General features: G+C 50.6%; 21 protein-coding genes and 4 tRNA genes. 6 read left to right on the forward strand and 19 right to left on the reverse strand.

Annotated elements, in window-relative coordinates; translation table 11 throughout:
- Positions 1-44 precede the first annotated feature (44 nt).
- Positions 45-317, reverse strand: a complete 273-nt coding sequence (hupA, locus tag N7E60_RS13135) for a nucleoid-associated protein HU-alpha (protein ID WP_069586989.1) — start codon at positions 315-317, stop codon at positions 45-47.
- Between the two features lie 224 nt (positions 318-541).
- Between hupA and N7E60_RS13140 the strand changes: the two genes are divergently transcribed.
- Positions 542-1,636, forward strand: coding sequence for a CNNM domain-containing protein (locus N7E60_RS13140; protein ID WP_077640704.1), 1,095 nt, complete (start codon positions 542-544; stop codon positions 1,634-1,636).
- 51 nt (positions 1,637-1,687) lie between these two features.
- Here the strand turns inward: N7E60_RS13140 and N7E60_RS13145 are convergent, their stop codons facing one another.
- A complete protein-coding gene (locus N7E60_RS13145; protein ID WP_077456048.1) occupies positions 1,688-2,275 on the reverse strand; it encodes a YjaG family protein in 588 nt (195 codons plus the stop codon).
- Positions 2,276-2,367: 92 nt separating this feature from the next.
- On the opposite strand from N7E60_RS13145, the gene N7E60_RS13150 reads away from it, so the two are divergent.
- Positions 2,368-3,273, forward strand: coding sequence for a D-2-hydroxyacid dehydrogenase (locus N7E60_RS13150; protein WP_269597710.1), 906 nt, complete (start codon positions 2,368-2,370; stop codon positions 3,271-3,273).
- Positions 3,274-3,870 carry a uracil-DNA glycosylase family protein gene (locus N7E60_RS13155; protein WP_077456046.1) on the forward strand — a complete coding sequence of 199 codons (597 nt, stop codon included), beginning with the start codon at positions 3,274-3,276 and terminating at the stop codon, positions 3,868-3,870.
- A 32-nt stretch (positions 3,871-3,902) separates the two neighbouring features.
- On the opposite strand, the gene hemE is transcribed toward N7E60_RS13155, so the two are convergent.
- Together hemE and nudC are read right to left on the reverse strand one after the other, a co-directional pair.
- Positions 3,903-4,967, reverse strand: a complete 1,065-nt coding sequence (hemE, locus tag N7E60_RS13160) for a uroporphyrinogen decarboxylase (protein ID WP_269597712.1) — start codon at positions 4,965-4,967, stop codon at positions 3,903-3,905.
- Positions 4,968-5,186: 219 nt separating this feature from the next.
- The gene (nudC, locus tag N7E60_RS13165; protein WP_269597713.1) at positions 5,187-5,957 is read right to left on the reverse strand and encodes an NAD(+) diphosphatase; all 771 of its coding nucleotides are present in this window, start codon (positions 5,955-5,957) and stop codon (positions 5,187-5,189) included.
- 144 nt (positions 5,958-6,101) lie between these two features.
- Here nudC and N7E60_RS13170 point away from each other — a divergent pair, with 144 nt between their 5' ends.
- Positions 6,102-6,587, forward strand: coding sequence for an Rsd/AlgQ family anti-sigma factor (locus tag N7E60_RS13170; RefSeq protein WP_069586996.1), 486 nt, complete (start codon positions 6,102-6,104; stop codon positions 6,585-6,587).
- A gap of 107 nt (positions 6,588-6,694) precedes the next feature.
- Here N7E60_RS13170 and rpoC read toward each other — a convergent pair whose 3' ends face one another.
- The 13 genes from rpoC to N7E60_RS13235 all read right to left on the reverse strand — a co-directional run bounded on the left by rpoC (position 6,695) and on the right by N7E60_RS13235 (position 20,469).
- The gene (gene rpoC / locus N7E60_RS13175) at positions 6,695-10,909 is read right to left on the reverse strand and encodes a DNA-directed RNA polymerase subunit beta' (protein ID WP_269597714.1); all 4,215 of its coding nucleotides are present in this window, start codon (positions 10,907-10,909) and stop codon (positions 6,695-6,697) included.
- Between the two features lie 84 nt (positions 10,910-10,993).
- Positions 10,994-15,019, reverse strand: coding sequence for a DNA-directed RNA polymerase subunit beta (rpoB, locus tag N7E60_RS13180; RefSeq protein ID WP_077456043.1), 4,026 nt, complete (start codon positions 15,017-15,019; stop codon positions 10,994-10,996).
- A gap of 229 nt (positions 15,020-15,248) precedes the next feature.
- Entirely contained in the window at positions 15,249-15,617 is a 369-nt protein-coding gene (rplL, locus tag N7E60_RS13185; protein ID WP_069586999.1) for a 50S ribosomal protein L7/L12, read from the reverse strand.
- A gap of 57 nt (positions 15,618-15,674) precedes the next feature.
- Positions 15,675-16,163, reverse strand: a complete 489-nt coding sequence (gene rplJ, locus N7E60_RS13190; RefSeq protein ID WP_077456042.1) for a 50S ribosomal protein L10 — start codon at positions 16,161-16,163, stop codon at positions 15,675-15,677.
- Between the two features lie 228 nt (positions 16,164-16,391).
- Positions 16,392-17,096 carry a 50S ribosomal protein L1 gene (gene rplA / locus N7E60_RS13195; RefSeq protein WP_069587001.1) on the reverse strand — a complete coding sequence of 235 codons (705 nt, stop codon included), beginning with the start codon at positions 17,094-17,096 and terminating at the stop codon, positions 16,392-16,394.
- Between the two features lie 4 nt (positions 17,097-17,100).
- Positions 17,101-17,529, reverse strand: coding sequence for a 50S ribosomal protein L11 (rplK, locus tag N7E60_RS13200; protein WP_269597715.1), 429 nt, complete (start codon positions 17,527-17,529; stop codon positions 17,101-17,103).
- Between the two features lie 122 nt (positions 17,530-17,651).
- Positions 17,652-18,197: a transcription termination/antitermination protein NusG gene (gene nusG, locus N7E60_RS13205; RefSeq protein WP_069587003.1), complete on the reverse strand. Its 546-nt coding sequence runs from the start codon at positions 18,195-18,197 to the stop codon at positions 17,652-17,654.
- 11 nt (positions 18,198-18,208) lie between these two features.
- Positions 18,209-18,580 (reverse strand): preprotein translocase subunit SecE, encoded by a 372-nt coding sequence (gene secE, locus N7E60_RS13210; protein WP_069587004.1) that lies wholly within the window; start codon positions 18,578-18,580, stop codon positions 18,209-18,211.
- A gap of 232 nt (positions 18,581-18,812) precedes the next feature.
- Entirely contained in the window at positions 18,813-19,997 is a 1,185-nt protein-coding gene (gene tuf, locus N7E60_RS13215) for an elongation factor Tu (protein ID WP_096630185.1), read from the reverse strand.
- Between the two features lie 104 nt (positions 19,998-20,101).
- Positions 20,102-20,177: transfer RNA gene (locus tag N7E60_RS13220), tRNA-Thr, on the reverse strand.
- A 13-nt stretch (positions 20,178-20,190) separates the two neighbouring features.
- A tRNA-Gly gene (locus N7E60_RS13225) sits at positions 20,191-20,265 on the reverse strand.
- Positions 20,266-20,302: 37 nt separating this feature from the next.
- A tRNA-Tyr gene (locus N7E60_RS13230) sits at positions 20,303-20,387 on the reverse strand.
- Positions 20,388-20,393: 6 nt separating this feature from the next.
- Positions 20,394-20,469 (reverse strand) — tRNA-Thr (locus N7E60_RS13235).
- Between the two features lie 209 nt (positions 20,470-20,678).
- Here N7E60_RS13235 and coaA point away from each other — a divergent pair.
- Positions 20,679-21,617 (forward strand): type I pantothenate kinase, encoded by a 939-nt coding sequence (gene coaA, locus N7E60_RS13240; RefSeq protein ID WP_069587006.1) that lies wholly within the window; start codon positions 20,679-20,681, stop codon positions 21,615-21,617.
- Between the two features lie 3 nt (positions 21,618-21,620).
- Here coaA and birA read toward each other — a convergent pair whose 3' ends face one another.
- Together birA and murB are read right to left on the reverse strand one after the other, a co-directional pair.
- Positions 21,621-22,589, reverse strand: a complete 969-nt coding sequence (birA, locus tag N7E60_RS13245) for a bifunctional biotin--[acetyl-CoA-carboxylase] ligase/biotin operon repressor BirA (protein ID WP_096630190.1) — start codon at positions 22,587-22,589, stop codon at positions 21,621-21,623.
- A complete protein-coding gene (gene murB, locus N7E60_RS13250; RefSeq protein ID WP_269597717.1) occupies positions 22,586-23,620 on the reverse strand; it encodes a UDP-N-acetylmuramate dehydrogenase in 1,035 nt (344 codons plus the stop codon). Before murB ends, birA begins: the two co-directional genes overlap by 4 nt.
- 27 nt (positions 23,621-23,647) lie before the next feature.
- Between murB and N7E60_RS13255 the strand changes: the two genes are divergently transcribed.
- On the forward strand, positions 23,648-24,127 hold the full coding sequence (locus N7E60_RS13255; protein WP_332254864.1) for a GNAT family N-acetyltransferase: 480 nt from the start codon (positions 23,648-23,650) through the stop codon (positions 24,125-24,127).
- The last annotated feature ends 14 nt before the right edge of the window (positions 24,128-24,141 follow it).

Below are 24,141 nucleotides of genomic sequence, written 5' to 3' on the forward strand. Positions count from 1 at the left end.
AAAAACGCCATAGCAGAGGCTATGGCGATAATGACGATTGACGCTTACTTAACCGCATCTTTCAGTGCTTTACCTGCCACAAAGGCTGGCACGTTAGCCGCTGAAATTTGGATCTCTTGACCCGTCTGTGGGTTACGACCCGTGCGCGCCGCACGGTGGTTTACTTTAAACGTACCGAAGCCAATCAGTTGTACCTGCTCGCCTTCTTTTAGGGCACCTTCAATTCCGCCCAAAGTCGCTTCCAGTGCTGCTTTTGCTTGCGCTTTTGAAAGGTCGGCTTTTTCAGCGATCAGGTCGATCAGTTGGGTCTTGTTCATTATGTCTTCCCTTCTAGGTTTTTTTAGAGACGAGCTCACTCTAATTCAAAAGAAGCCCGACTGGCAAAGGTTTGTGGCGCTTGGTGAGACTATATGGAGGCTCTTTAACCACAAACTGAGCGCGATCTCACAATTTGTTGCGCTTTTTCTCATTTGAATGGTTGTAAAAGCCCGCCACAGGCCTGATCTTTAAGGGGACGACTGGCTTTCATACTCGGGAATATATGCTGACTCTTGTCCTATTTATCTCATTATCTATTGGTGTATCTTTCATTTGTTCTGTGCTTGAAGCAATCCTATTGAGTATTACGCCAAGCTATTTGGCGAATCTCCGTCAGCAAGAACACCCAGCCGCGGCGAAACTGACCGCCTTAAAAGATAATATCGACCGACCACTGGCTTCGATCCTCACCTTAAACACCATTGCGCACACCGTGGGGGCAGCAGGGGCAGGGGCACAAGCGGCCAATGTGTTTGGCGATGCATGGGTTGGGGTATTCTCCGCAGTACTCACACTGGCTATTTTATTACTCTCCGAGATTATCCCAAAAACCATTGGTGCCAACTTCTGGCCGCAATTGGCGCCAGGGGCGGCGATTGTATTGAAGTGGATGGTATGGGGCCTGACCCCCTTTGTGTGGGTATCCGAGCAAATAACCAAGCGTCTTAGCTCTGACGCAACCCATGTCAAACTGCGTGATGAAATCTCGGCCATGGCGATGCTCGCCTCAGAAAGTGGTGAAATGGGTGAAGATGAAACCCAGATGCTCAACAACATGTTGAAACTGCGTGAGCTCCCTGCCACGCAGTTGATGACCCCACGTCCGGTGCTTTTTCGTGTCCCTGCGGAGATGAGCGTAGATACCTTTTTAACCGAACACAGTGACTGTCCCTTCTCGCGCCCGTTGATTTATGGCGAACAGCGTGATGATATTTTAGGTTTTGTCCACAAATCCGATATCTATGCCGCTAAGACACGCGGAGCTCGGCGCACCACCTTGGGTAACCTGATGCGCCCACTCGCGGTGATTTTACCCGGCAATAGCGTATTACAAGCGTTCGATATTTTAATGATCCGCCGCGCGCAATTGGCAATGATTGTGGACGAGTACGGGACAGTACAAGGGATTATCACGCTGGAAGATATTTTTGAGTACTTAACTGGTCGCGAGATCATTGATGAAGCGGACACGGTCACCGATATGCAGCAGTTGGCCTACCAGCGTTGGGAGTCATGGAAAAAGCAGCATAAGATGATTGAGAGCCAAGACGACGATGAACCGCCCGTACAGCGTCAATCGGATGAGTCATCGGGGTAACCTAAACACAAAAGGCGGACGAAGCCGCCTTTTTATCTCATTTTCCGCCGTTCAAAGGCTTAATCCTAAGTTGCTCACACCCGCTTCGCGTAACTCTTGGCGAATGCCTTTGAGCATCTCAACGTCGCGGGTATCCGCACTTTTCAGTACGCGGAAGATCGCCCACTGCGCGTCCCATTCGTCACACACAGCTTCATTCGCCTTCTGGTTTTCATCGGTGACCGCATCGCCGGTTTGTGCTTCTTCCAGTTGCGCGACACTCATCACCGACTGCTGACTCACTTTCAGCGTAATGGTCAGCATTTCATCACGGTCAAGCAAGGCGTGAAGAAGGTGTGATAACGCCGCACAGGCATCAATGGCTGGGTACGTGAGGTAAATCGCGTCATCGGTGAGCGCAGGGATCAATGGCTCCAGCTTTTCTAGCTGTCGCTCAAAGTCAATTTTGGCCCCTTTCACTGTTTGTGATTCCCACACTGCATCAAGAATATTGCGAAACGCTTGAGGGTCAGCAAATTCAGTTTGCGCACAGTAAAGGGCATAGTTAGGGTACATACGCTCCACCAGTGCAGCCATAAAACTGACGTGCTGCCAAGTCTCACATTTTTCCAAACGCAGTTGTAAGGGGTTTCTTAACATAGCCAATTGATCTTAAATAACGGGGGACAATTGTCCGTCGGTAAATTGGGTGCAAGTGTACTTGATTCACTGCCCTATAAAAAGGAGCCTTTGTGGATAAAGTTTATGTGATCAGTGAGCATGCCGCGACCTACCATCAATTACTGGCGACGGCCCAACTCCCCGATCTCGCCCTCACGCATAACGCAGAAGAGGCCACGATCTGGCTAGCTGACCCACCGCTTGCCGTGTCAAAGCTGCCTCATGCCAACGCGTTGCGCTGGTTGCAATCCACCTTCGCTGGGACCGATGCGCTGATTCAGGCGCCGTTCCGCCACTATCAGCTCACCAATGTGCGCGGTATTTTTGGCCCCTTAATGGCCGAATATGTTTTCGGACACCTACTGACGAATACTCGCCATATTGGTCAGTACGCCAAACAGCAAGCGCAGTGTCACTGGCAGCCTCAGCCCTATCAGTCATTGCATGGGCAAACGCTCGCCATTTTAGGCACAGGGGCAATTGGCCAGCATATCGCGACCGTCGCTCACGCGTTTGGCATGACAGTACTGGGCACCAACCAAACCGGCCGGCCTGTCGAGGCGTTTGATCACACCATGACACTGCCCGAATTGCAGCAACGGTTGCATGAGGTTGATGTGTTAGTTAGCACCTTGCCCGCCACAGACAAAACACACCAATGCCTGAATGCGGCGTTTTGGCAGCATGCGCAGGATCTTTTCTTTATTAACGTCGGGCGCGGTGCCACCGTGGATGAGCCCGCCCTGATCCACGCACTGGAGGCGAAGCAGCTTCGCGGCGCGGTCTTGGATGTGATGCAACAGGAGCCCCTGCCCGAGCCGCATCCGTTTTGGACACACCCCAAGGTGACAGTGACACCGCATATTGCTGCCGTTAGCTTCCCCGATCAGGTCTTTACGCTGTTTACGGATAACTATCGGCGCTGGCATGCTGGCGAGCCTTTGCTCCACCACGTCGATTTTGACAAAGGGTACTAGATGACGTTTTCGGATTTGGAGACGGCGTTATCCGCAGCACAAGCATGCCAATTGTGCCAACATTGGCTATCCGATGGACCTCGTCCCGTGATCCAAGCCAGTACGGATGCGCGGGTACTGATTATCGGCCAAGCACCCGGTAGGCGCGTCCATGACAGTGGCCTGCCTTTTAATGATCCCAGTGGCGACCGCTTACGAGAATGGCTGGGGGTCACGCGCGAGCAATTCTATCAGCCCGACTTATTTGCCATTATGCCGATGGGGCTCTGTTATCCAGGCAAAGGTAAATCGGGCGATCTGCCGCCTGCCCGCATTTGTGCGCCTGTGTGGCACAAGGCAATCAAAGCGCTCCTCCCTAACGTTGCGGTGACCTTGCTGATTGGCCAGTATGCTCAGCAGTACTATTTAGCCAATAAGCCCAAAACATTGACCGAAACCGTCAAACACTGGCGGCGGTGGGCACCGCACACTTTTGTGCTGCCTCACCCCTCGCCCAGAAATACGTTATGGCTACGTCGTCACCCATGGTTTGAAGAACAGGTAGTGCCAGCCTTGCAAACGCAGATCCAACAGGCGTTGTTCACTGCACCGAGGTAAAAAAAACGCTCGCCATTGGCGAGCGTGCTAGCTTAGTCGTGATACGGACGGGACAGCTCATGCACCGCATCGACAAACACACCGGCGTTTTCCGGCGGGACATCAAGGTGGATCCCGTGGCCGAGATTAAAGACATGGCCTGTCCCTTCGCCAAATCCTTCTAGGATAGTCGCAACCTCTTGACGGATACGATCAGGCTGAGCATAGAGGATGGACGGGTCCATATTGCCTTGCAAGGCCACTTTATCGCCAATCCGTGCTTTGGCATCGGCAATATCGATTGTCCAATCTAACCCCACACCATCACAACCGGTCGCCGCGATTTTCTCAAGCCACATTCCGCCGTTTTTGGTAAACAAGGTCACCGGGACACGACGGCCTTCATGCTCACGGATCAGGCCATCCACTATTTTATGCATGTATTGGAGTGAGAAGTCGTGATAATCACGCGGGGTTAATACCCCACCCCAAGTATCAAAAATCATCACCGATTGGGCGCCCGCTTTGATTTGCGCATTCAAATAGCTGGCCACACTATCAGCAAGCTTATCGAGTAATGCATGCAGAGTTTGTGGCTCGGCATACATCATCTTCTTGAGCTTGGTAAAGGCTTTCGAACTGCCTCCTTCGACCATGTAGGTAGCGAGCGTCCAAGGGCTGCCGGAAAAACCAATCAAGGGAACGTCTCCGTTCAATCCGCGACGAATGGTGCGTACAGCATTCATCACATATTGCAGCTCGCCTTCAGGGTCGGGAATGCCAATTTTATCGACGTCCGCCTTACAGGTAATCGGGCGCTCAAACTTCGGCCCCTCTCCGGTCTCAAAATACAAGCCCAGTCCCATCGCATCGGGAATGGTCAAAATGTCGGAGAACAGGATAGCGGCATCGAGATCAAAGCGGCGTAATGGTTGTAAAGTCACTTCACACGCCAGCTCTGCATTTTTACACAATGACAGAAAATCACCGGCTTGCGCACGTACTTCGCGGTATTCTGGCAGATAGCGACCAGCTTGACGCATCATCCACACGGGGGTGCAATCCACTGGCTGTTTGAGTAAAGCGCGTAAATAGCGATCGTTTTTCAGTTCAGTCATTGTGTTAAAGCCTGTGAGCGAAAAGAGGCGCCATTGTATCACTGTCGAGTCGCAACAAAAGCGAAGCTTTGTTAACAGGATCATAAAACTGTCATCCTAAGGGTGGGCGATGATTGCTGCTTTTCTCACCACATGATACAACCAACGCATAACGACAATAGGTCTGCGAAAGACAATTATGTTCGCATCTTACCCCGGCTTCCCTACGGCCGGGTTTTTTTATTCCTGCGCGAGTGCGCAGCTTGCATCAATCAAGCGCCGCGCAATGGTCCCTTGAGGTGCGACTGGCGGGAGTGATTGGCAGTCAAACCATTGAGCATCCGTCAATTCCTCATAATCTGGCCGTAGCTGACCGCCTGCATAGTCGGCCAAAAAGCCCATCATAACATTGGAAGGAAAGGCCCACGGCTGGCTATCCATATAACGGATATCTTTCACCTCAACCCCCGTTTCCTCTTTGACCTCGCGCGCCACGCACTGTTCGAGCGTTTCACCGGGCTCAACGAATCCGGCAATCACGGTATACATACCGGTTTTATGCCGTGGATGCTGTGCCAGCAGTAGTCGCTTATCATCGCGTACCGCCACGATCACACAAGGCGAGACACGCGGATAATCATGACGCTGACAGACGGCGCACCACATCGCCACCGACTGTGTATCCAATGCCGCACGGTGGCCACAGCGACCGCAAAATGCTTGCTGCTTTTGCATCACATCAAGCTGAACCACTCGTCCCACTAGCGCAAATAAGTCAGCTGGTAAATCCGATAATAGCGCTCTCAAGCCCGCCATCTCATCACTCGGTAGCATGGTGTTACAATTCCATGCCCCCACCACTGGGATGTGTTGATAATGACCAACGGTGATCGTCGTCCGCACCGTAAACGGCAATTCTGATAGGGGTAACAAAGGCAATGTACCCTGAGGGAGCCAGAGTTTTCCGTCGACAATCGCGCACAAATAGACGGCTTGTTGATTCTGAGACATGGTCACTTCCTTAGCCTTGCAGCTATACTTGAATACTGGCAATCTAACTTCATAACGTGATGCAAAGGATTGAGCAGCCCGTTAATTTTAAGTTGGCCGTATATAGTGCCACCCATTCGCTGATCGATCACGAGGACGCCGATCATGCTGAAAAAACTTGAACGTACTAAAGCACAATGGAGCGGTTACGATGACGTCATCGATTACTGGCTCGAGTTACGTCGTCAGCTGCTGGTTGAATACTACAACGTGGCAGGTGTCGCGGTAAAAAAGAAGCAGAATCTGCCGAGCAAAGAAGAAATTGACCGCTTCTGCGATCACTTGGTCGATTACATCTCCACGGGACATTTTAAGATTTATAACATGGTCATGGAGCGATGGCAGTCTACCGGCTTTTCGGCAACACAAGAAACCGATAACTTGTATTTCCGTATTGTTGACACCACGGATCCCCTGCTCGATTTCAACGACAAGTTTAGTGAGCTTGATTGGGATGATGAGGACTATCACTTCCCCGACTTTGATGAAGACATCTCATCGGTCGGTGAACTGCTGGAACAACGTTTCGAGTTAGAAGACACGCTGATTCGTGTCATTGCAGACAGTTTGGCCCACCCGCCGGGCGCCTAAAAATAAGCACCGAATCCGTCGCCTCTTGGCGGCGTTTTTTTGCTCTAGGGCAGAAACACAAAAGGCACCTCCGAGGAGGTGCCTTTTCAATGGTGCGAGACAATCAATTAATTGTCGTCGTTCAGTCCTGCATTCAACAGTGCTGCCAGATCTTGTGAGGCTTGCTCAGCATCAATCTGTGGTGCAACAGGCTGTTCAGGCTCAGCACGTTTGGCTTGACGATCTTTATGATACGCGAAACCAGTACCGGCTGGGATCAAACGACCCACAATCACGTTCTCTTTCAGACCACGTAAGTCATCACGTTTACCCGCTACGGCTGCTTCTGTCAGCACGCGCGTGGTTTCCTGGAACGATGCCGCTGAGATGAATGACTCAGTCGCCAACGAGGCTTTAGTGATACCCAGCAGGTCACGACCATAGGTCGCTGGACGCTTGCCTTCCGCTTCAAGTTCACGGTTAGCAATGGTCACGCGTGAGTATTCCACTTGCTCGCCTTCCAAGAAGTCGGTATCGCCCGCAGACTTAATGGTCACCTTACGCAGCATCTGACGCACGATGGTCTCGATGTGCTTATCGTTGATCTTAACGCCTTGCAGACGGTAAACGTCTTGAACTTCGTTGGTGATGTACTCAGCCACTGCGTGAACACCACGCAGACGCAAGATGTCGTGCGCTGATTCTGGGCCATCCGCGATCACATCACCTTTCTCGACTTTTTCACCTTCGAATACGTTGAGCTGACGCCATTTTGGAATCATCTCTTCGTAGGCTTGGCCTTCTTCTGGGGTGATGATCAGGCGACGTTTACCTTTGGTTTCTTTACCGAAGGAAACAGTACCTGTGATCTCCGCCAAGATAGCTGGCTCTTTTGGCTTACGCGCTTCAAACAGATCAGCAACGCGTGGCAGACCACCGGTGATATCCTTGGTACCGCCGCTTTCTTGCGGGATACGCGCCAAGGTGTCACCAATGCCAACGTTCGTGCCGTCATCCAGCTGAACAATTGCGTTACCTGGCAAGAAGTATTGAACCGGCATATCAGTGCCTGGGATCATCATGTCATTGCCTTGCGCATCAACCAGTTTCACTGCAGGACGCTTATCTTTACCGGATGATGGGCGCTCAGAGGCATCCATTACCACGATAGAAGACAGGCCAGTCAGTTCATCAGTTTGACGCTGCATGGTGACGCCATCAATCATGTCTACGAAGCGAACGCTACCTTCTACTTCGGTGATGATTGGCATGGTGTGCGGATCCCAGTTAGCAACAACGTCGCCAGCTTCAACCGCTTCACCATCTTTCTTGCTCAGCAAGGCACCGTAAGGCACTTTGTAGCTTTCTTTCGTACGACCGAACTCATCAACAATGGTCATCTCTGACGCACGCGAGGTAATCACTAGCTTACCGTCGCTATTGGTCACGGATTTCACATTGTGCAGGTGCATAGAACCTTTGTTCTTCACCTGGATGTTGTTTTCTGCCGCCGCACGCGATGCCGCACCACCGATGTGGAACGTACGCATGGTCAGCTGTGTACCTGGCTCACCGATAGACTGTGCCGCGATAACGCCCACAGACTCACCGTGGTTCACCAAGTGACCACGTGCCAAATCACGACCGTAACAGTGTGCACAACAACCGAAGTCAGTTTCACAGGTTACGACAGAGCGTACTTTTACCTTATCGACAGAGTGCTGCTCAAGAATGTCACACCACTTCTCATCCAGCAGGGTGTTACGTGGTGCAAGCACCTCGTCAGTACCCGGCTTCAGTACGTCTTCAGCGACGACACGACCCAGCACACGCTCACGCAGTGCTTCTTTCACGTCACCGCCTTCGATAACCGCCATCATGTGGATACCGCCTTCGGTGCCACAATCGGTTTCGGTCACGACCACGTCTTGGGCTACGTCAACCAGACGACGAGTCAGGTAACCTGAGTTCGCTGTCTTCAATGCGGTATCTGCAAGACCCTTACGCGCACCGTGCGTAGAGATAAAGTACTGAAGAACGTTCAGGCCTTCACGGAAGTTCGCCGTGATTGGCGTTTCGATGATAGAGCCATCTGGCTTCGCCATCAGACCACGCATACCGGCTAGCTGACGAATCTGTGCAGCAGAACCACGTGCGCCTGAGTCGGCCATCATGTAAACACTGTTGAACGACTTCTGGGTTTCTTCTTCGCCGTCACGGTTAATCACTGTCTCGTTAGACAGGTTATCCATCATGGCTTTTGCAACTTGTTCGTTCGCTGCAGCCCAGATATCGATCACTTTGTTGTAACGTTCGCCCGCGGTAACCAGACCAGATTGGAACTGCTCTTGGATTTCCGCAACTTCTGCTTCTGCTGCTTCGATCAAGTCGTACTTGGCTTGTGGGATCACCATATCGTCGATACCGACAGAGGTGCCCGACAGTGCCGCGTAGGCAAAACCGGTGTACATGATTTGGTCAGCAAAAACAACGGTGTCTTTCAGACCCAGCTTACGGTAACAGGTGTTGAGCAAGTTAGAGATTTGCTTTTTACCCAACGGCTGGTTAACCAAGTCAAATGACAGGCCTTCCGGCACGATGGTCCACAGCATGGCACGACCGACGGTGGTATCAACCAGTGATACTTTCTCGGTACGAGCGCCCATCTCATCGATATCAACTTGCTTGATACGCACTTTTACACGCGTATGCAGTTCAGCATGGCCAGTACGGTAAACCTTTTCGGCTTCGCCTGGGCCTGCCAAGTACATGCCTTCGCCTTTGCCGTTCACCTTCTCACGGGTCATGTAGTAAAGACCCAGTACCACGTCCTGAGACGGTACGATGATAGGATCACCGGATGCTGGCGATAGGATGTTGTTGGTCGACATCATTAACGCACGCGCTTCGAGCTGGGCTTCCAGCGTCAGCGGTACGTGAACAGCCATCTGGTCACCATCGAAGTCGGCGTTATAGGCCGCACACACCAATGGGTGTAGCTGAATCGCTTTACCTTCGATAAGCACAGGTTCAAACGCTTGGATACCCAAACGGTGAAGTGTTGGTGCACGGTTTAGCAGGACAGGGTGTTCACGGATGACTTCATCCAAGATATCCCATACGACCGCTTCTTCGCGCTCAACCATCTTCTTGGCGGCTTTGATGGTGGTCGCGAGACCACGAGTCTCAAGCTTGCCGTAGATAAACGGTTTAAATAGCTCTAGTGCCATTTTCTTTGGCAGACCACACTGATGCAGACGCAAGTATGGACCTACGGTGATTACCGAACGGCCAGAGTAGTCAACACGTTTACCCAGCAGGTTCTGACGGAAACGACCCTGCTTACCTTTGATCATGTCGGCCAGCGATTTAAGCGGACGCTTGTTCGAGCCAGTGATGGCACGACCACGACGACCGTTATCAAGCAGGGCATCCACAGACTCTTGCAGCATGCGTTTTTCGTTACGCACGATGATGTCTGGTGCAGCAAGATCAAGCAGGCGCTTCAAACGGTTGTTACGGTTGATCACACGACGGTAAAGGTCGTTCAGATCCGAGGTCGCAAAACGACCACCGTCCAACGGTACCAATGGACGCAAGTCTGGCGGCAACACAGGCAGCACAGTCAGGATCATCCACTCAGGGTTGTTACCTGATTGCAAGAAGGCTTCCACCAGCTTCAGACGCTTAGTGATCTTCTTACGTTTGGTTTCAGAGTTGGTTTCTTCCAACTCTTCACGCATTTGCTCTGTCTCAACTGACAGATCCATGTTCGCCAGCAGTGCTTTCACTGCTTCTGCGCCCATGCGCGCATCAAATTCGTCGCCCCACTCTTCCAACGCGTCCAAGTACTGCTCTTCAGACAGCATCTGACCACGCTCAAGGTTGGTCATACCTGGCTCAATCACCACGTAGGATTCAAAGTAAAGCACACGCTCGATGTCACGTAGCGGCATGTCCATCAGCAAACCAATGCGTGATGGTAGCGACTTCAGGAACCAAATGTGGGCAACAGGTGAAGCCAGCTCAATGTGACCCATACGCTCACGGCGCACTTTGGTCTGAGTAACTTCAACGCCACATTTTTCACAAATGACGCCACGGTGCTTCAGGCGCTTGTATTTACCACAAAGACATTCGTAGTCTTTGACCGGGCCGAAGATACGTGCACAGAACAAACCGTCACGCTCAGGCTTAAAGGTACGGTAGTTGATGGTTTCTGGCTTTTTCACTTCACCAAACGACCATGAACGGATCATGTCTGGTGAGGCTAGACCGATTTTGATCGAATCAAATTCTTCGGTCTTATGCTGTGCTTTCAGAAACTTAAGTAAGTCTTTCACAATCGGCTCCTGTGAGGAGTTGACCCATAAAGGCGCTGACAGGCAGCGCCTTCATATTCTTACCGGAGAGAGTCAGCCAGCGGCTTACTCGTCTTCCAGCTCGATGTTGATACCCAACGAGCGGATTTCTTTCAGCAATACGTTGAAAGATTCCGGCATGCCCGGCTCCATACGATGGTCGCCATCCACGATGTTCTTATACATCTTGGTACGGCCATTGACGTCATCCGACTTCACGGTGAGCATTTCTTGTAGGGTATAGGCAGCACCGTATGCTTCCAGTGCCCATACTTCCATCTCACCGAATCGCTGACCACCGAACTGTGCCTTACCACCCAGCGGCTGCTGAGTTACAAGGCTGTACGAGCCAGTTGAACGGGCGTGCATCTTGTCATCAACCAAGTGGTTCAGTTTCAGCATGTACATGTAACCCACGGTTACTGGACGCTCAAACTTCTCACCCGTGCGGCCATCATAAAGCGCTAGCTGACCTGACTCTGGCAGATCACCCAGTTTGAGTAGCTCTTTGATCAACGGCTCTGGTGCACCGTCAAAGACAGGCGATGCCGTTGGAAGACCGTCACGCAGGTTGTTCACCAAGGTGCGTACTTCGTCGTCAGTCAGTTTACTGATGTCCACTTTCTGACGGGTATCGCCCAGACTATAGACCTTCTGCAGGAACTCGCGGAATTTCGCCAGCTCTTGCTGCTCTTTGAGCATGCGGTTGATCTTGTCACCGATACCTTTCGCCGCCAGACCCATGTGTGTTTCTAGGATCTGACCGATGTTCATACGTGAAGGTACACCCAGCGGGTTAAGTACCAGATCCACAGGAACACCGTTTTCGTCGTAAGGCATGTCTTCAACTGGGTTAATCTTCGAGATTACACCTTTGTTACCGTGACGACCGGCCATCTTGTCACCCGGCTGGATGCGACGTTTAACGGCCAAGTAGACTTTAACGATCTTCAGTACGCCAGGAGCCAAATCATCACCTTGAGTGATCTTACGGCGCTTGGTTTCGAACTTCTTATCGAACTCGGCTTTAATTTCGTCGTATTGCTCAGCCAACTGCTCTAGCTGGGTTTGCTGTGCTTCATCATCCAGTGTTTGTGTCAACATGGTCTTACGATCCATGCTGTCTAACTGGTTGTCGGTATAACCGGCTTGAGAAAGCAGTGAGCGAACACGCGCTAGCAGACCACCTTCAAGGATAGAGAACTCCTCGGTCAGGTCTTTCTTCGCTTCTTTCAGCTGCATCTCTTCGATTTCGAGTGCACGCTTGTCTTTCTCTACGCCATCGCGAGTAAAGACTTGTACATCGATAACCGTACCTGATACACCGTTCGGCACACGCAGTGACGAGTCTTTCACGTCAGAGGCTTTTTCGCCGAAGATTGCACGCAGCAGTTTCTCTTCTGGTGTCAGTTGCGTTTCGCCTTTTGGCGTCACTTTACCAACCATGATATCGCCGCCTTTCACTTCGGCACCGATATACACAACCCCTGACTCATCCAGTTTCGATAGCGCTGCTTCACCCACGTTTGGAATGTCCGCGGTGATTTCTTCGCTGCCCAACTTGGTATCACGCGCCACACAAGAAAGCTCTTGAATGTGGATAGTGGTCAAACGGTCTTCCTGCGCGACGCGCTCAGAAATAAGGATGGAATCCTCAAAGTTATAACCGTTCCACGGCATGAACGCGATACGCATGTTCTGACCCAGTGCTAGCTCGCCCAAGTCAGTCGATGGGCCGTCAGCCAGTACGTCACCTTTTGCCACTTGGTGGCCCGGCATCACAGTTGGACGCTGGTTAATACAGGTGTTCTGGTTAGAACGGGTGTACTTAGTCAGGTTGTAGATGTCGATACCCGCTTCGCCAGGTACCAGCTCATCTTCATTCACTTTCAGTACGATGCGCGAAGCATCAACTGACTGGATGATACCGCCACGTTTCGCAACCGCGGTAACACCTGAGTCAACCGCCACATTGCGCTCGATACCCGTACCAACCAGCGGCTTTTGCGCACGCAATGTTGGAACGGCCTGACGTTGCATGTTCGCACCCATCAAGGCACGGTTCGCATCGTCATGCTCAAGGAATGGGATCAGAGAGGCTGCCACCGATACAACCTGGTTGGTTGCAACGTCCATGTACTGAACATGGTCACGTGGGTGCAGACCTGATTCCCCTTTCTCACGCGCAGTGATCAGTTCATCAGTGAACGAGCCATCTTCGTTCAGCGCGGCGTTCGCCTGCGCAATCACGTAGTGGCCTTCTTCAATCGCTGACAGGTAATCGATTTGATCGGTCACTTTACCGTCAACCACTTTACGGTATGGGGTTTCCAAGAAGCCGTAAGGGTTACAACGCGCAAACGCTGACAGTGAGTTAATCAGACCGATGTTCGGACCTTCAGGGGTTTCGATCGGACAGAGACGACCGTAGTGCGTCGCGTGTACGTCTCGAACTTCAAAGCCGGCGCGCTCACGCGTCAAACCACCTGGACCCAATGCAGAGATACGACGTTTGTGCGTCACCTCAGACAACGGGTTGTTTTGGTCCATAAATTGTGACAACTGAGATGAACCAAAGAACTCTTTCACCGCGGCCGAAATTGGCTTAGCGTTGATCAGGTCTTGTGGCATCACATTGTCAAGGTCACCCAGGCTCAGACGCTCTTTAACCGCACGCTCAACACGTACCAAACCAACACGGAATTGGTTCTCGGCCATTTCGCCAACCGAACGAATACGACGGTTACCTAGGTGGTCGATGTCGTCCACTTCACCGATACCGTTACGGATATCGATCAGTTTACGCATCACTTCAATGATGTCTTCTTTGCTCAGTACGCCAGGACCGGTTAGTTCATCACGCCCTAATGAGCTGTTGAACTTCATACGGCCCACCGCTGATAGATCGTAACGATCTTCAGAGAAGAAGAGGCTTTCGAACAGTTGTTCTGCCGCTTCTTTTGTTGGTGGCTCGCCTGGGCGCATCATGCGATAGATTTCAACCAACGCAGTCAAACGATCCGTGGTGTTGTCGATACGCAAGGTATCTGACATGTACGGACCATGATCTAAGTCGTTGGTGAACAGGGTTTCGATTTTCTTGTGACCCGCTTGCGACAATTGCGCCAGTGTCTCCAGGCTTAACTCTTGGTTAGCCGAGACAATCACTTCGCCTGTGTCTTGGTTAACGTAATCACGTGCAGAAATCTTGCCTGCGATGTACTCAACCGGCACTTCGATGTGATCGACGTTATCTTTCGCCAACTGACGGATGTGGCGAGCGGTAATACGGCGACCCTGTTCAACATAAACGGTGCCGTTGGCTTCAATGTCAAAGCTGGCTGTTTCGCCACGTAGACGATCAGGCACCAGTTCCATGACTAGCGCTTTACCTTTGACTTCAAAGACAACTTTATCGAAGAACAGATCCAGGATCTCTTCCGTTGTATATTCCAGCGCACGCAGAATAATCGATGCAGGCAGCTTACGACGACGGTCGATACGAACGTAAACGATATCCTTAGGATCAAATTCGAAATCCAACCATGAACCACGGTATGGGATCACGCGTGCGTTATATAGCACTTTTCCTGAGGAATGGGTTTTACCCTTATCGCTGTCGAAAAAGACGCCCGGACTACGGTGCAGCTGGGATACGATAACCCTCTCAGTACCATTGATGACAAAGGTACCATTTTCAGTCATGAGCGGAATTTCGCCCATATAGACTTCTTGTTCTTTGATGTCTTTAACGGTACCAGCCGGGGCATCTTTATCAAACATCACCAAGCGCAGTTTCACGCGTAGTGGTGCCGAATAGGTTACGCCGCGAATTTGGCATTCTTTGACATCGAAAACTGGCTCACCGAGACGATAGCTAACGTATTGCAGCTCGGAATTGCCGTTGTAGCTCTGAATTGGAAAGACAGAGCGAAAGGCAGCTTCAAGACCGTATTGCCCTTCTGGATCCTGCTCGATAAACTTCTCAAAAGATTCAAGCTGGATCGACAGCAAGTATGGCACGTCCAGAACTTGAGGACGCTTACCAAAATCCTTACGGATACGCTTTTTCTCGGTATAAGAGTAAACCATAGGGTTCCTCAGCTCGCTGATAAGTGACCCAAACTGTCCAGTACAAGGGACAGTGACTAAACAACCACCGTTTAGTGTAGGAAAATCAAAGCGCTTGCTTTGATTTTTTTTGCATGGTCAGCAGTGATAAAACGGGGTGGAAATTTCACTACCGCCCTACAGCGCAAAAAGGCCGGTGGCTATTTAGCCACCAGCCAATGCCCTTTCAGGCTAAGAAATTAAGTATAAATTACTTAACTTCAACAGAAGCACCAGCTTCTTCTAGCTGAGCTTTAAGCGCTTCAGCTTCTTCTTTCTCAACACCTTCTTTCAGAGGTGCAGGAGCGCCGTCAACCAGAGCTTTCGCTTCTTTCAGGCCTAGACCAGTTGCGCCACGAACCGCTTTGATAACTGCTACTTTGTTAGCACCAGCTTCTTTCAGGATTACGTCAAATTCGGTTTGCTCTTCAGCAGCACCGCCTTCAGCAGCACCACCAGCAACAACTGCTGCTGCAGCTGATACGCCGAATTTTTCTTCCATTGCTTCGATTAGCTCAACAACTTGCATTACAGACATGTCTGCAATTGCGTCTAGGATTTGCTCGTTAGTGATAGACATAACAATTCTCTTTAAAGTCAACAATAATTAGATTAAGCAACCAATGTAAAAGGGCAATTACGCCGCTTCTTTTTGGTCGCGAACAGCGGCAATAGTACGAACCAGCTTGCCTGCAGATGCTTCTTTCAGACCCATCATCAGGCGTGCAATTGCTTCGTCGTACGTTGGCAGTGTTGCCAATACCTCTGGGTCAGTGATCGCACCTTCGAATGCAGCAGACTTGATCTCAAACTCTTTGTTATCTTTTGCGAAGTCTTTGAAAAGACGCGCAGCGGCACCAGGGTGCTCGTTAGAAAACGCAATCAGAGTTGGACCAACGAAAGTGTCTTTTAGACACTCGTAGTCAGTGCCTTCAACTGCACGGCGAGCCAGTGTATTACGAACAACTTTCATGAAAACGCCCGCTTCACGCGCTTGTTTACGTAGAGAAGTCATCGCATCCACGGTTACACCGCGAGAATCAGCAACTACTGCAGACAGGGCACCACTGGCAGCTTCGTTGACTTCAGCAACAATTGCTTTTTTGTCTTGAAGGTTTAAAGCCATTTGGATTTGCTCCTGGATTGTTTAACACCACTCTCTACAGCTTTGCAGAGAGAGCTTGTACGGTGCAGATCCAAGAAAGACGAGAAATCTATCATGTTCTGGCACCGTCTACGTAGGAAATATTAAGTTCGTAATGAACGCCTACGGTCTTGGACGAAGTCTGTTAAACAGACTCAGCCATAAAATTGTGAAGCGAGAGAGTATAAACTACTCACTCGCTTCTGGCAATTAGCTTGCGCTGGTTTCCAGAGTGTTCTGGTCCAGAGCAACACCTGCGCCCATGGTGGTAGACAGGCTAACTTTCTTAATGAAAGTACCTTTTGCTGAAGTTGGCTTCGCCTTCTTCAGAGCAACCAACAGCGCTTCCAGGTTTTCTTTCAGGCTGTTCGCGTCAAAGTCTACTTTACCGATGGTGGTGTGAACGATGCCGTTCTTGTCGTTACGGTAACGAACCTGACCTGCTTTCGCGTTCTTAACTGCTTCAGCAACGTTAGGGGTTACGGTACCCACTTTCGGGTTTGGCATCAGGCCGCGAGGACCTAGGATAGTACCCAATTGGCCAACAACGCGCATTGCGTCTGGTGAAGCGACAACGACGTCAAAGTTCATTTCGCCTTTCTTCACTTGCTCAGCCAGGTCTTCCATACCAACGATGTCGGCACCCGCTTCTTTCGCTGCTTCAGCATTCGCACCTTGTGTGAACACAGCAACGCGGATATCACGACCAGTACCGTGTGGCAGTACAGTTGCGCCACGAACGTTCTGGTCTGATTTACGTGCATCGATGCCAAGGTTAACAGCAACGTCAACGCTTTCAACAAATTTAGCAGTCGCCAGTTCCTTCAGTAGAGCAACGGCTTCGTTGATGTCGTACTCTTTGGTCACATCAACTTTTTCGCGGATTACGCGCATGCGCTTAGTCATTTTAGCCATTGTCTTAACCCTCTACGTTCAGGCCCATTGAACGGGCAGTACCCGCAATGGAGCGTTTCATCGCTTCGATGTCCGCACCGGTCATGTCTGCCGCTTTGGTTTCTGCGATCTCTTGGATCTGAGCGTCAGTGACGGAACCCACTTTTTCAGTGTTTGGACGACCTGAACCAGACTTAACGCCTGCTGCTTTCTTAAGAAGAACTGCCGCTGGCGGAGTCTTAGTAACGAAAGTGAAAGAACGATCGTTGTATACAGTGATAACAACAGGAGTCGGCAGACCTTTCTCAATAGACTCGGTCTTCGCGTTAAACGCTTTACAGAATTCCATGATGTTCACACCGTGTTGACCTAGAGCAGGACCAACCGGTGGCGATGGGTTAGCTGCACCCGCTGCAACTTGCAGCTTGATGTAAGCTTCTACTTTCTTTGCCATTATTCAATTACCTAATTTTGGGTTCTGACGTCTACCTGACGATAGACTCCCCGTTTAACAAAAGGGCGCGAAATTATAGTCAAATTTCGCGCCCTTGCCAACCGTTGATGATGCTTTTTTGATCAGGTTTTTTCTACCTGGCCAAACTCAAGCTCAACTGGGGTTGCCCGGCCAAAGATAGACACAGACACCTTAAGACGGTTCTTATCATAGTCTACTTCTTCAACCACGCCATTAAAGTCTGCAAAGGGTCCTTCCGTCACGCGAACCACTTCACCAGCCTCAAAGACGGTTTTGTGTACGGGTGACTCACTCGCTTTTTCAAGACGGTTGAGAATCGCATCGGCTTCTTTGTCTGAAATCGGCGCAGGACGATCTGAGGTGCCACCGATGAAGCCCATTACACGAGGAACACTGCGTACCAAGTGCCAAGATTCATCGTTCATCACCATTTGTACTAGCACGTAGCCTGGGAAGAATTTGCGCTCACTTTTACGGCGCTGGCCTTGACGCATTTCAACCACTTCTTCGGTTGGCACCAAGACTTCACCAAAGTGATCTTCCATTTCGTGCATTTTGATATGTTCACGCAATGACTGCGCAACACGGCTTTCAAAACCAGAGAAAGCCTGAACCACATACCAACGTTTTTTGGGAGCTTCGCTCATGTACTTTTACCTCACACGCCAGTGATTAGGCGGACTAGACGGACCATAATCCCGTCAACGCCCCACAGGATGAGCGCCATAACGACAGTAACAGCCAGAACGATGAGAGTGGTTTGTAAGGTCTCTTGACGCGTAGGCCATACAACTTTACGCACTTCCATACGCGATTCGCGTGCAAACGTGATCGCAGCTTTTCCTTTCATCGTGAGTGCAGCAATACCACCAGCAGCGGCAACTAACACCACTACGGCAGCAGCTCGCACTACCACAGACACGTCACTGTACAGGCTATTCCCTACCACGGCTGCGGCCAACAGGACAAAAACAACACCCCATTTAAGGATGTCCATCGAACCGGATTGGGTCTCAGCGTTCGCTTTCATACATTCTACCTGTAACAAGTCTACATAGACGGCAATGTCTTTGCAGCCAAAACACCATAATGCCTTGGCAATGACACGCGGTGCTCGTATTTATCACACCTAAGGGTATCAATACGAGCACCAACACGCTGCATTTGTTCACTAAGACTGGGCAAAATAGCAACAATATAAGTGTCAAACGCAGAAAAAGGGCATCAAATGATGCCCTTTTTACTAGTGTTTCGTCAAATCATTATTCAACGATGTTGGCAACAACACCAGCGCCTACGGTACGGCCACCTTCACGGATAGCGAAACGTAGACCTTCGTCCATCGCGATTGGCGCGATCAGGGTAACAACCATCTTGATGTTGTCACCAGGCATTACCATCTCAACGCCTTCTGGCAGTTCGATAGTACCGGTCACGTCAGTTGTACGGAAGTAGAACTGTGGACGGTAGCCTTTGAAGAACGGAGTATGACGGCCGCCTTCGTCTTTAGACAGTACGTATACTTCTGACTCGAACTTAGTGTGCGGGGTGATTGAACCAGGCTTCGCCAGTACTTGACCACGCTCAACTTCGTCACGCTTAGTACCACGCAGAAGAACACCAACGTTCTCACCAGCACGGCCTTCGTCTAGAAGCTTACGGAACATTTCAACACCAGTACAAGTGGTCTTGGTGGTGTCTTTCATGCCAACGATTTCTACTTCGTCACCAACGGTGATGATGCCTTGCTCAACACGACCAGTTACTACAGTACCACGGCCTTGGATTGAGAATACGTCTTCGATTGGCAGGATGAACGGCTTGTCGATCGCACGCTCTGGCTCTGGGATGTAAGAGTCCAGTGCTTCCGCTAGCTCAATAATCTTCTGTTCCCACTGCTCTTCACCGTTCAGAGCACCTAGTGCTGAACCTTGGATTACTGGGCAGTCGTCACCTGGGAAGTCATACTCTGAAAGCAGCTCACGTACTTCCATTTCAACTAGCTCAAGCAGCTCTTCATCATCAACCATGTCACATTTGTTCATGAATACGATGATGTATGGGATGCCTACCTGACGGCCTAGCAGGATGTGCTCACGAGTCTGTGGCATTGGGCCATCAGTCGCTGCTACTACTAGGATACCACCGTCCATTTGCGCTGCACCGGTGATCATGTTTTTCACGTAGTCGGCGTGCCCTGGGCAGTCAACGTGCGCGTAGTGGCGAGTTGGCGTATCGTATTCTACGTGCGAAGTCGCGATGGTGATACCACGCTCACGCTCTTCTGGTGCGTTATCGATTGATGCGAAGTCACGCGCTGCACCACCGTGTACTTTTGCAAGTACAGTACAGATAGCGGCAGTCAGAGTAGTTTTACCGTGGTCAACGTGGCCGATAGTACCAACGTTAACGTGCGGTTTCGTACGTTCAAATTTTTCTTTAGACATGACAGTCCCTCTAAGCACGGTATTTCGGTGGCATTACGACCACACAACCAACAATTAGGTTTGTTGAGTATATATCAAACGGCTTGAAGTTACCTTGGAGAGGATGGTGCTGATAGGCAGATTTGAACTGCCGACCTCACCCTTACCAAGGGTGCGCTCTACCGACTGAGCTATATCAGCACTCTAAAAAGAGTGGAGCGGGCAGCGGGAATCGAACCCGCATCATCAGCTTGGAAGGCTGAGGTAATAGCCATTATACGATGCCCGCAATCGTTTCTCGTAGAGCTATTCAAACAATTTGAAAATGGTGGTGGGAGAAGGATTCGAACCTTCGAAGGCTGAGCCGTCAGATTTACAGTCTGATCCCTTTGACCGCTCGGGAATCCCACCTAATTTTGGTGCCGGCTGCCGGAATCGAACTGGCGACCTACTGATTACAAGTCAGTTGCTCTACCAACTGAGCTAAGCCGGCGACAAGTGCTGCGCATTCTATGCGATGAAATGGGGCCTTGCAATAGGAAAAATCAAAAAAACAGGTGATTTTTTCGCCTGTTGCACAATTTAGGGCTTAATTGTTGCTAAAATAGCCAACCCTAAATAACAACAACGCGGACCACTACTTTTCCTGATACGCAGATTGCGGTATCGTCCACCTCTTTATTGGCTTAAGGCAAACGGACCATGAACGCAACGCTAACGCCTTATTTGTCGTTCGACCGTCAACAATGGGCTGAACTGAGGGATGCAGTGCCCATGACGCTCACCGAAGACGACATTGAACGCCTGCGAGGGCTAAACGAGCACCTCTCAATGGATGAGGTGAGAGATGTTTACTTGCCTCTGTCACGACTACTCAATCTGTATATCAAGTCGCGCAAGAGTCGCACTGAGGTGCTCGACGAGTTTTTGACTCAGCCTGCCTCCAATCATGTCCCTTATATTATTGGGATTGCAGGCAGTGTCGCGGTCGGTAAAAGTACCACTGCACGTTTATTAAAAACCCTACTGACTCGCTGGCCCGATCACCCCAAGGTAGCCTTAGTGACTACCGACGGTTTTTTGTATTCCAACGCGGAGTTGGAAGCGCGTGGGTTGATGAAACGAAAAGGCTTTCCTCAATCATATAACATGCGCAAATTGGTGGAGTTTGTGGCAGATGTAAAATCCGGTAAAGCCTGTGTGGAAGCGCCGATATACTCACATTTGGTGTATGACATCACTGGTGAAGTGCAGAAAGTCGAAAAGCCAGATATTTTGATCCTAGAGGGATTGAACGTTTTACAGAGTGGGATGGATTACCCACATGATCCTCATCATGTGTTTATTTCAGATTTTCTCGACTTCTCTATTTATGTTGACGCTGAACCGGCATTACTCAAACACTGGTATATCGAGCGATTTATGAAATTCCGTCGCGGCGCCTTTTTAGACCCAGATGCGTATTTTCATCACTACACACGTCTATCGGTTGCCGAGGCCAAAGATACCGCCGCGAGTATTTGGGATGAAATCAACGGGCGGAACTTAATGGAAAACATTCTTCCTACCCGAGAGAGAGCCAGCTTGATCTTAGAGAAAGGCGCTAATCATTCGGTCCAGCGCATTCGCGTACGTAAGTAACGGTTAGTCATCACGCCTTAGTGAAATTTCTCCCCCTAAATAGGGTGTGATGACGCCATCCACGTCCAGTAACAACGCACCGTGTTCATCAATCCCACGCTCAATACCGCGAACTTCGCGATCCCCCATCAAGAGTTTCACGGGACGCCCTTTGAAATTATCTAATTGCTGCCAATCATCCATGATCCCCGCTAAGCCGGTTTTTTCATAATCGAGCAAAGCGTCTTGTAAACGGCTTATCAATACACTGGCAAGCACGTTACGTGATGGCATCGGCTGACACGCATCGGCCAATCGTGCCCACGGCTGATCAATATGCTCGCTGACGTGCGGTCCCATACCAATATTCAGCCCCATCCCGATCACAAGATGTGCCGCATCACCGGTTTGCCCCGTCATTTCCACTAAGATGCCCGCAAGCTTTTTATCTTGATAATAGAGATCGTTCGGCCATTTTACTTTCACACCAGGCGCGCCCAGTTCATGCAACGCCTTGGTCATCGCCACACCCACCACAAGGCTCAACCCCATCGCAGCGGCCGGTCCCGCATCTAGGCGCCAATACATCGATAGATACAGATTGCTCCCGAACGGTGATTGCCACACACGCCCTCGCCGGCCACGTCCTTGCTGTTGATACTCAGCCAAACACACACTACCTGACGTCAGCTGTCCAACACGCTCCATCAAATGCTGGTTGGTAGAGTCAATGACTGGGATAACGGATAAGGCAGGCACATCAGTGTGATCACTTAGCCAAGCTTCATCAAGCAACTCAATCGGTTGCGATAAGCAATAGCCTTTACCTTGCACACGGTAAATATCTAGCCCCCATGACTGCAACACTTTAATGTGTTTGCTGATAGCCGCCCGGCTCATGCCCAACGCGTCTCCTAGCATTTCGCCTGAGTGGAATTCACCGTCGGATAAACGGCCGATAAGGGCTAATCTTGCGCTATGTGTACGGCTCATTGCGCCTCCAAGGTGGTTTCACCCTGTGCGCCCATAAAGCGAACCTCATGGTGTAAGGTGACACCAAACCGCGCCTGTACTTCATCGACCACGCGTTTTGCAAGTTGGACGACGTCTTCGCTAGTCGCATGATCAGCGTTAGTCAGCACTAATGCTTGCTTAGGATGGACACGTGCACCGCCTTGTCTCGCTCCTTTTAAGCCACATTGGTCAATTAACCAGCCAGCTGCAAGCTTCGCTTTGCCCTCACCAGCCGGGTACATGGGCATCTCGGGATAACGAGTTTGCAAGGTTTGCGCATGCTGTGCATCCACCACTGGGTTTTTAAAGAAGCTCCCTGCATTACCGCATTCCCGTGGATCGGGAAGCTTAGCTTGGCGAATCGCACACACTGCATCAAAAATAGTTTGCGCGGACACCTGCTCACCATTGAGATCGGCTAACGCTCCATATTTGAGCACTGGCTGCCACGCTTTCGCTAATCGAAATCCTACTTGCGTGATCACCCACCCCGTCATCGCGTCCGTTTTAAAAATGGAGTCACGATACCCAAATTGGCAGGCTTCTCGCGTCAAGCGGCGCGTTTCCTGAGTACGTGGATTGACGATATCGACATAGGCGCAACGTTCGCAAAACTCGACACCATAAGCGCCAATGTTTTGAATCGGGGCCGCGCCCACACATCCCGGAATAAGGGCAAGATTTTCCAGCCCGGGAATGCCTTGCTCAATCGTCCAAGCAACCAGTTGGTGCCAAGACTGGCCGGCTCCCACATGCAGAAGATAGTCGTGCGGCGTTTCCTCTACCTCAAGACCAGACAAGCGGTTTAGCACCACCACACCCGCGTAATCCTCACAAAACAGCAGATTACTGCCTTCCCCAACGACCAACTTGGGTAAGCTTGCATAGTCTGGATGCTGCCAAATGGCGTATAAGTCAGCAATGCTATGCGCTTCAACCACGGCATGAGCGTGTGCTGGTAAACCAAATGTATGATGGGGTGTCAAAGACACATCAGATAACCACTTCATGAATGCATTACGCTGTCAGGAAACTCAGTGATAGGTATACTACCTGTCCTGCTCGTATTGCGCACCTATTGGACTATGGATAATTATCGTATTCACCCGCTGGAGCCATTGCGTTTTCCATTGGTGGCTCGGCTTTATAAAACTCACTACCCACCGGGAAAGCCCAAAAAAGATGAAATAATTTGGGTGATTGATGGTCCAAATGGCTTGTGTGGCGCAGTGCGTTTTCAGCAACGGCCAACCTATCAGCTATTAACCGGCATGCTCATTAGCCCAGCGCTGCGAGGAACGGGGTTGAGTGATCGTTTACTGACCGATGTCCAAGAGACGATCGCGGCAAAGCCGTGTTTCTGCCTTGCCTTTCGCCATCTCACTGGGCTTTACGCGCGCCACGGTTTTGATGTGGTCGAACGCGAGGCGCTACCCGAGGATCTCGCTACCCGATTTGACAGTTATTGTCACGCCGGCAAAGACTTGGTTGCGATGGCGTATCAGGGGAAAGCGTGATGATAATGGCAAAG

This window comes from Salinivibrio proteolyticus, assembly GCF_027286365.1.
GTDB classification, from domain to species: domain Bacteria; phylum Pseudomonadota; class Gammaproteobacteria; order Enterobacterales; family Vibrionaceae; genus Salinivibrio; species Salinivibrio proteolyticus.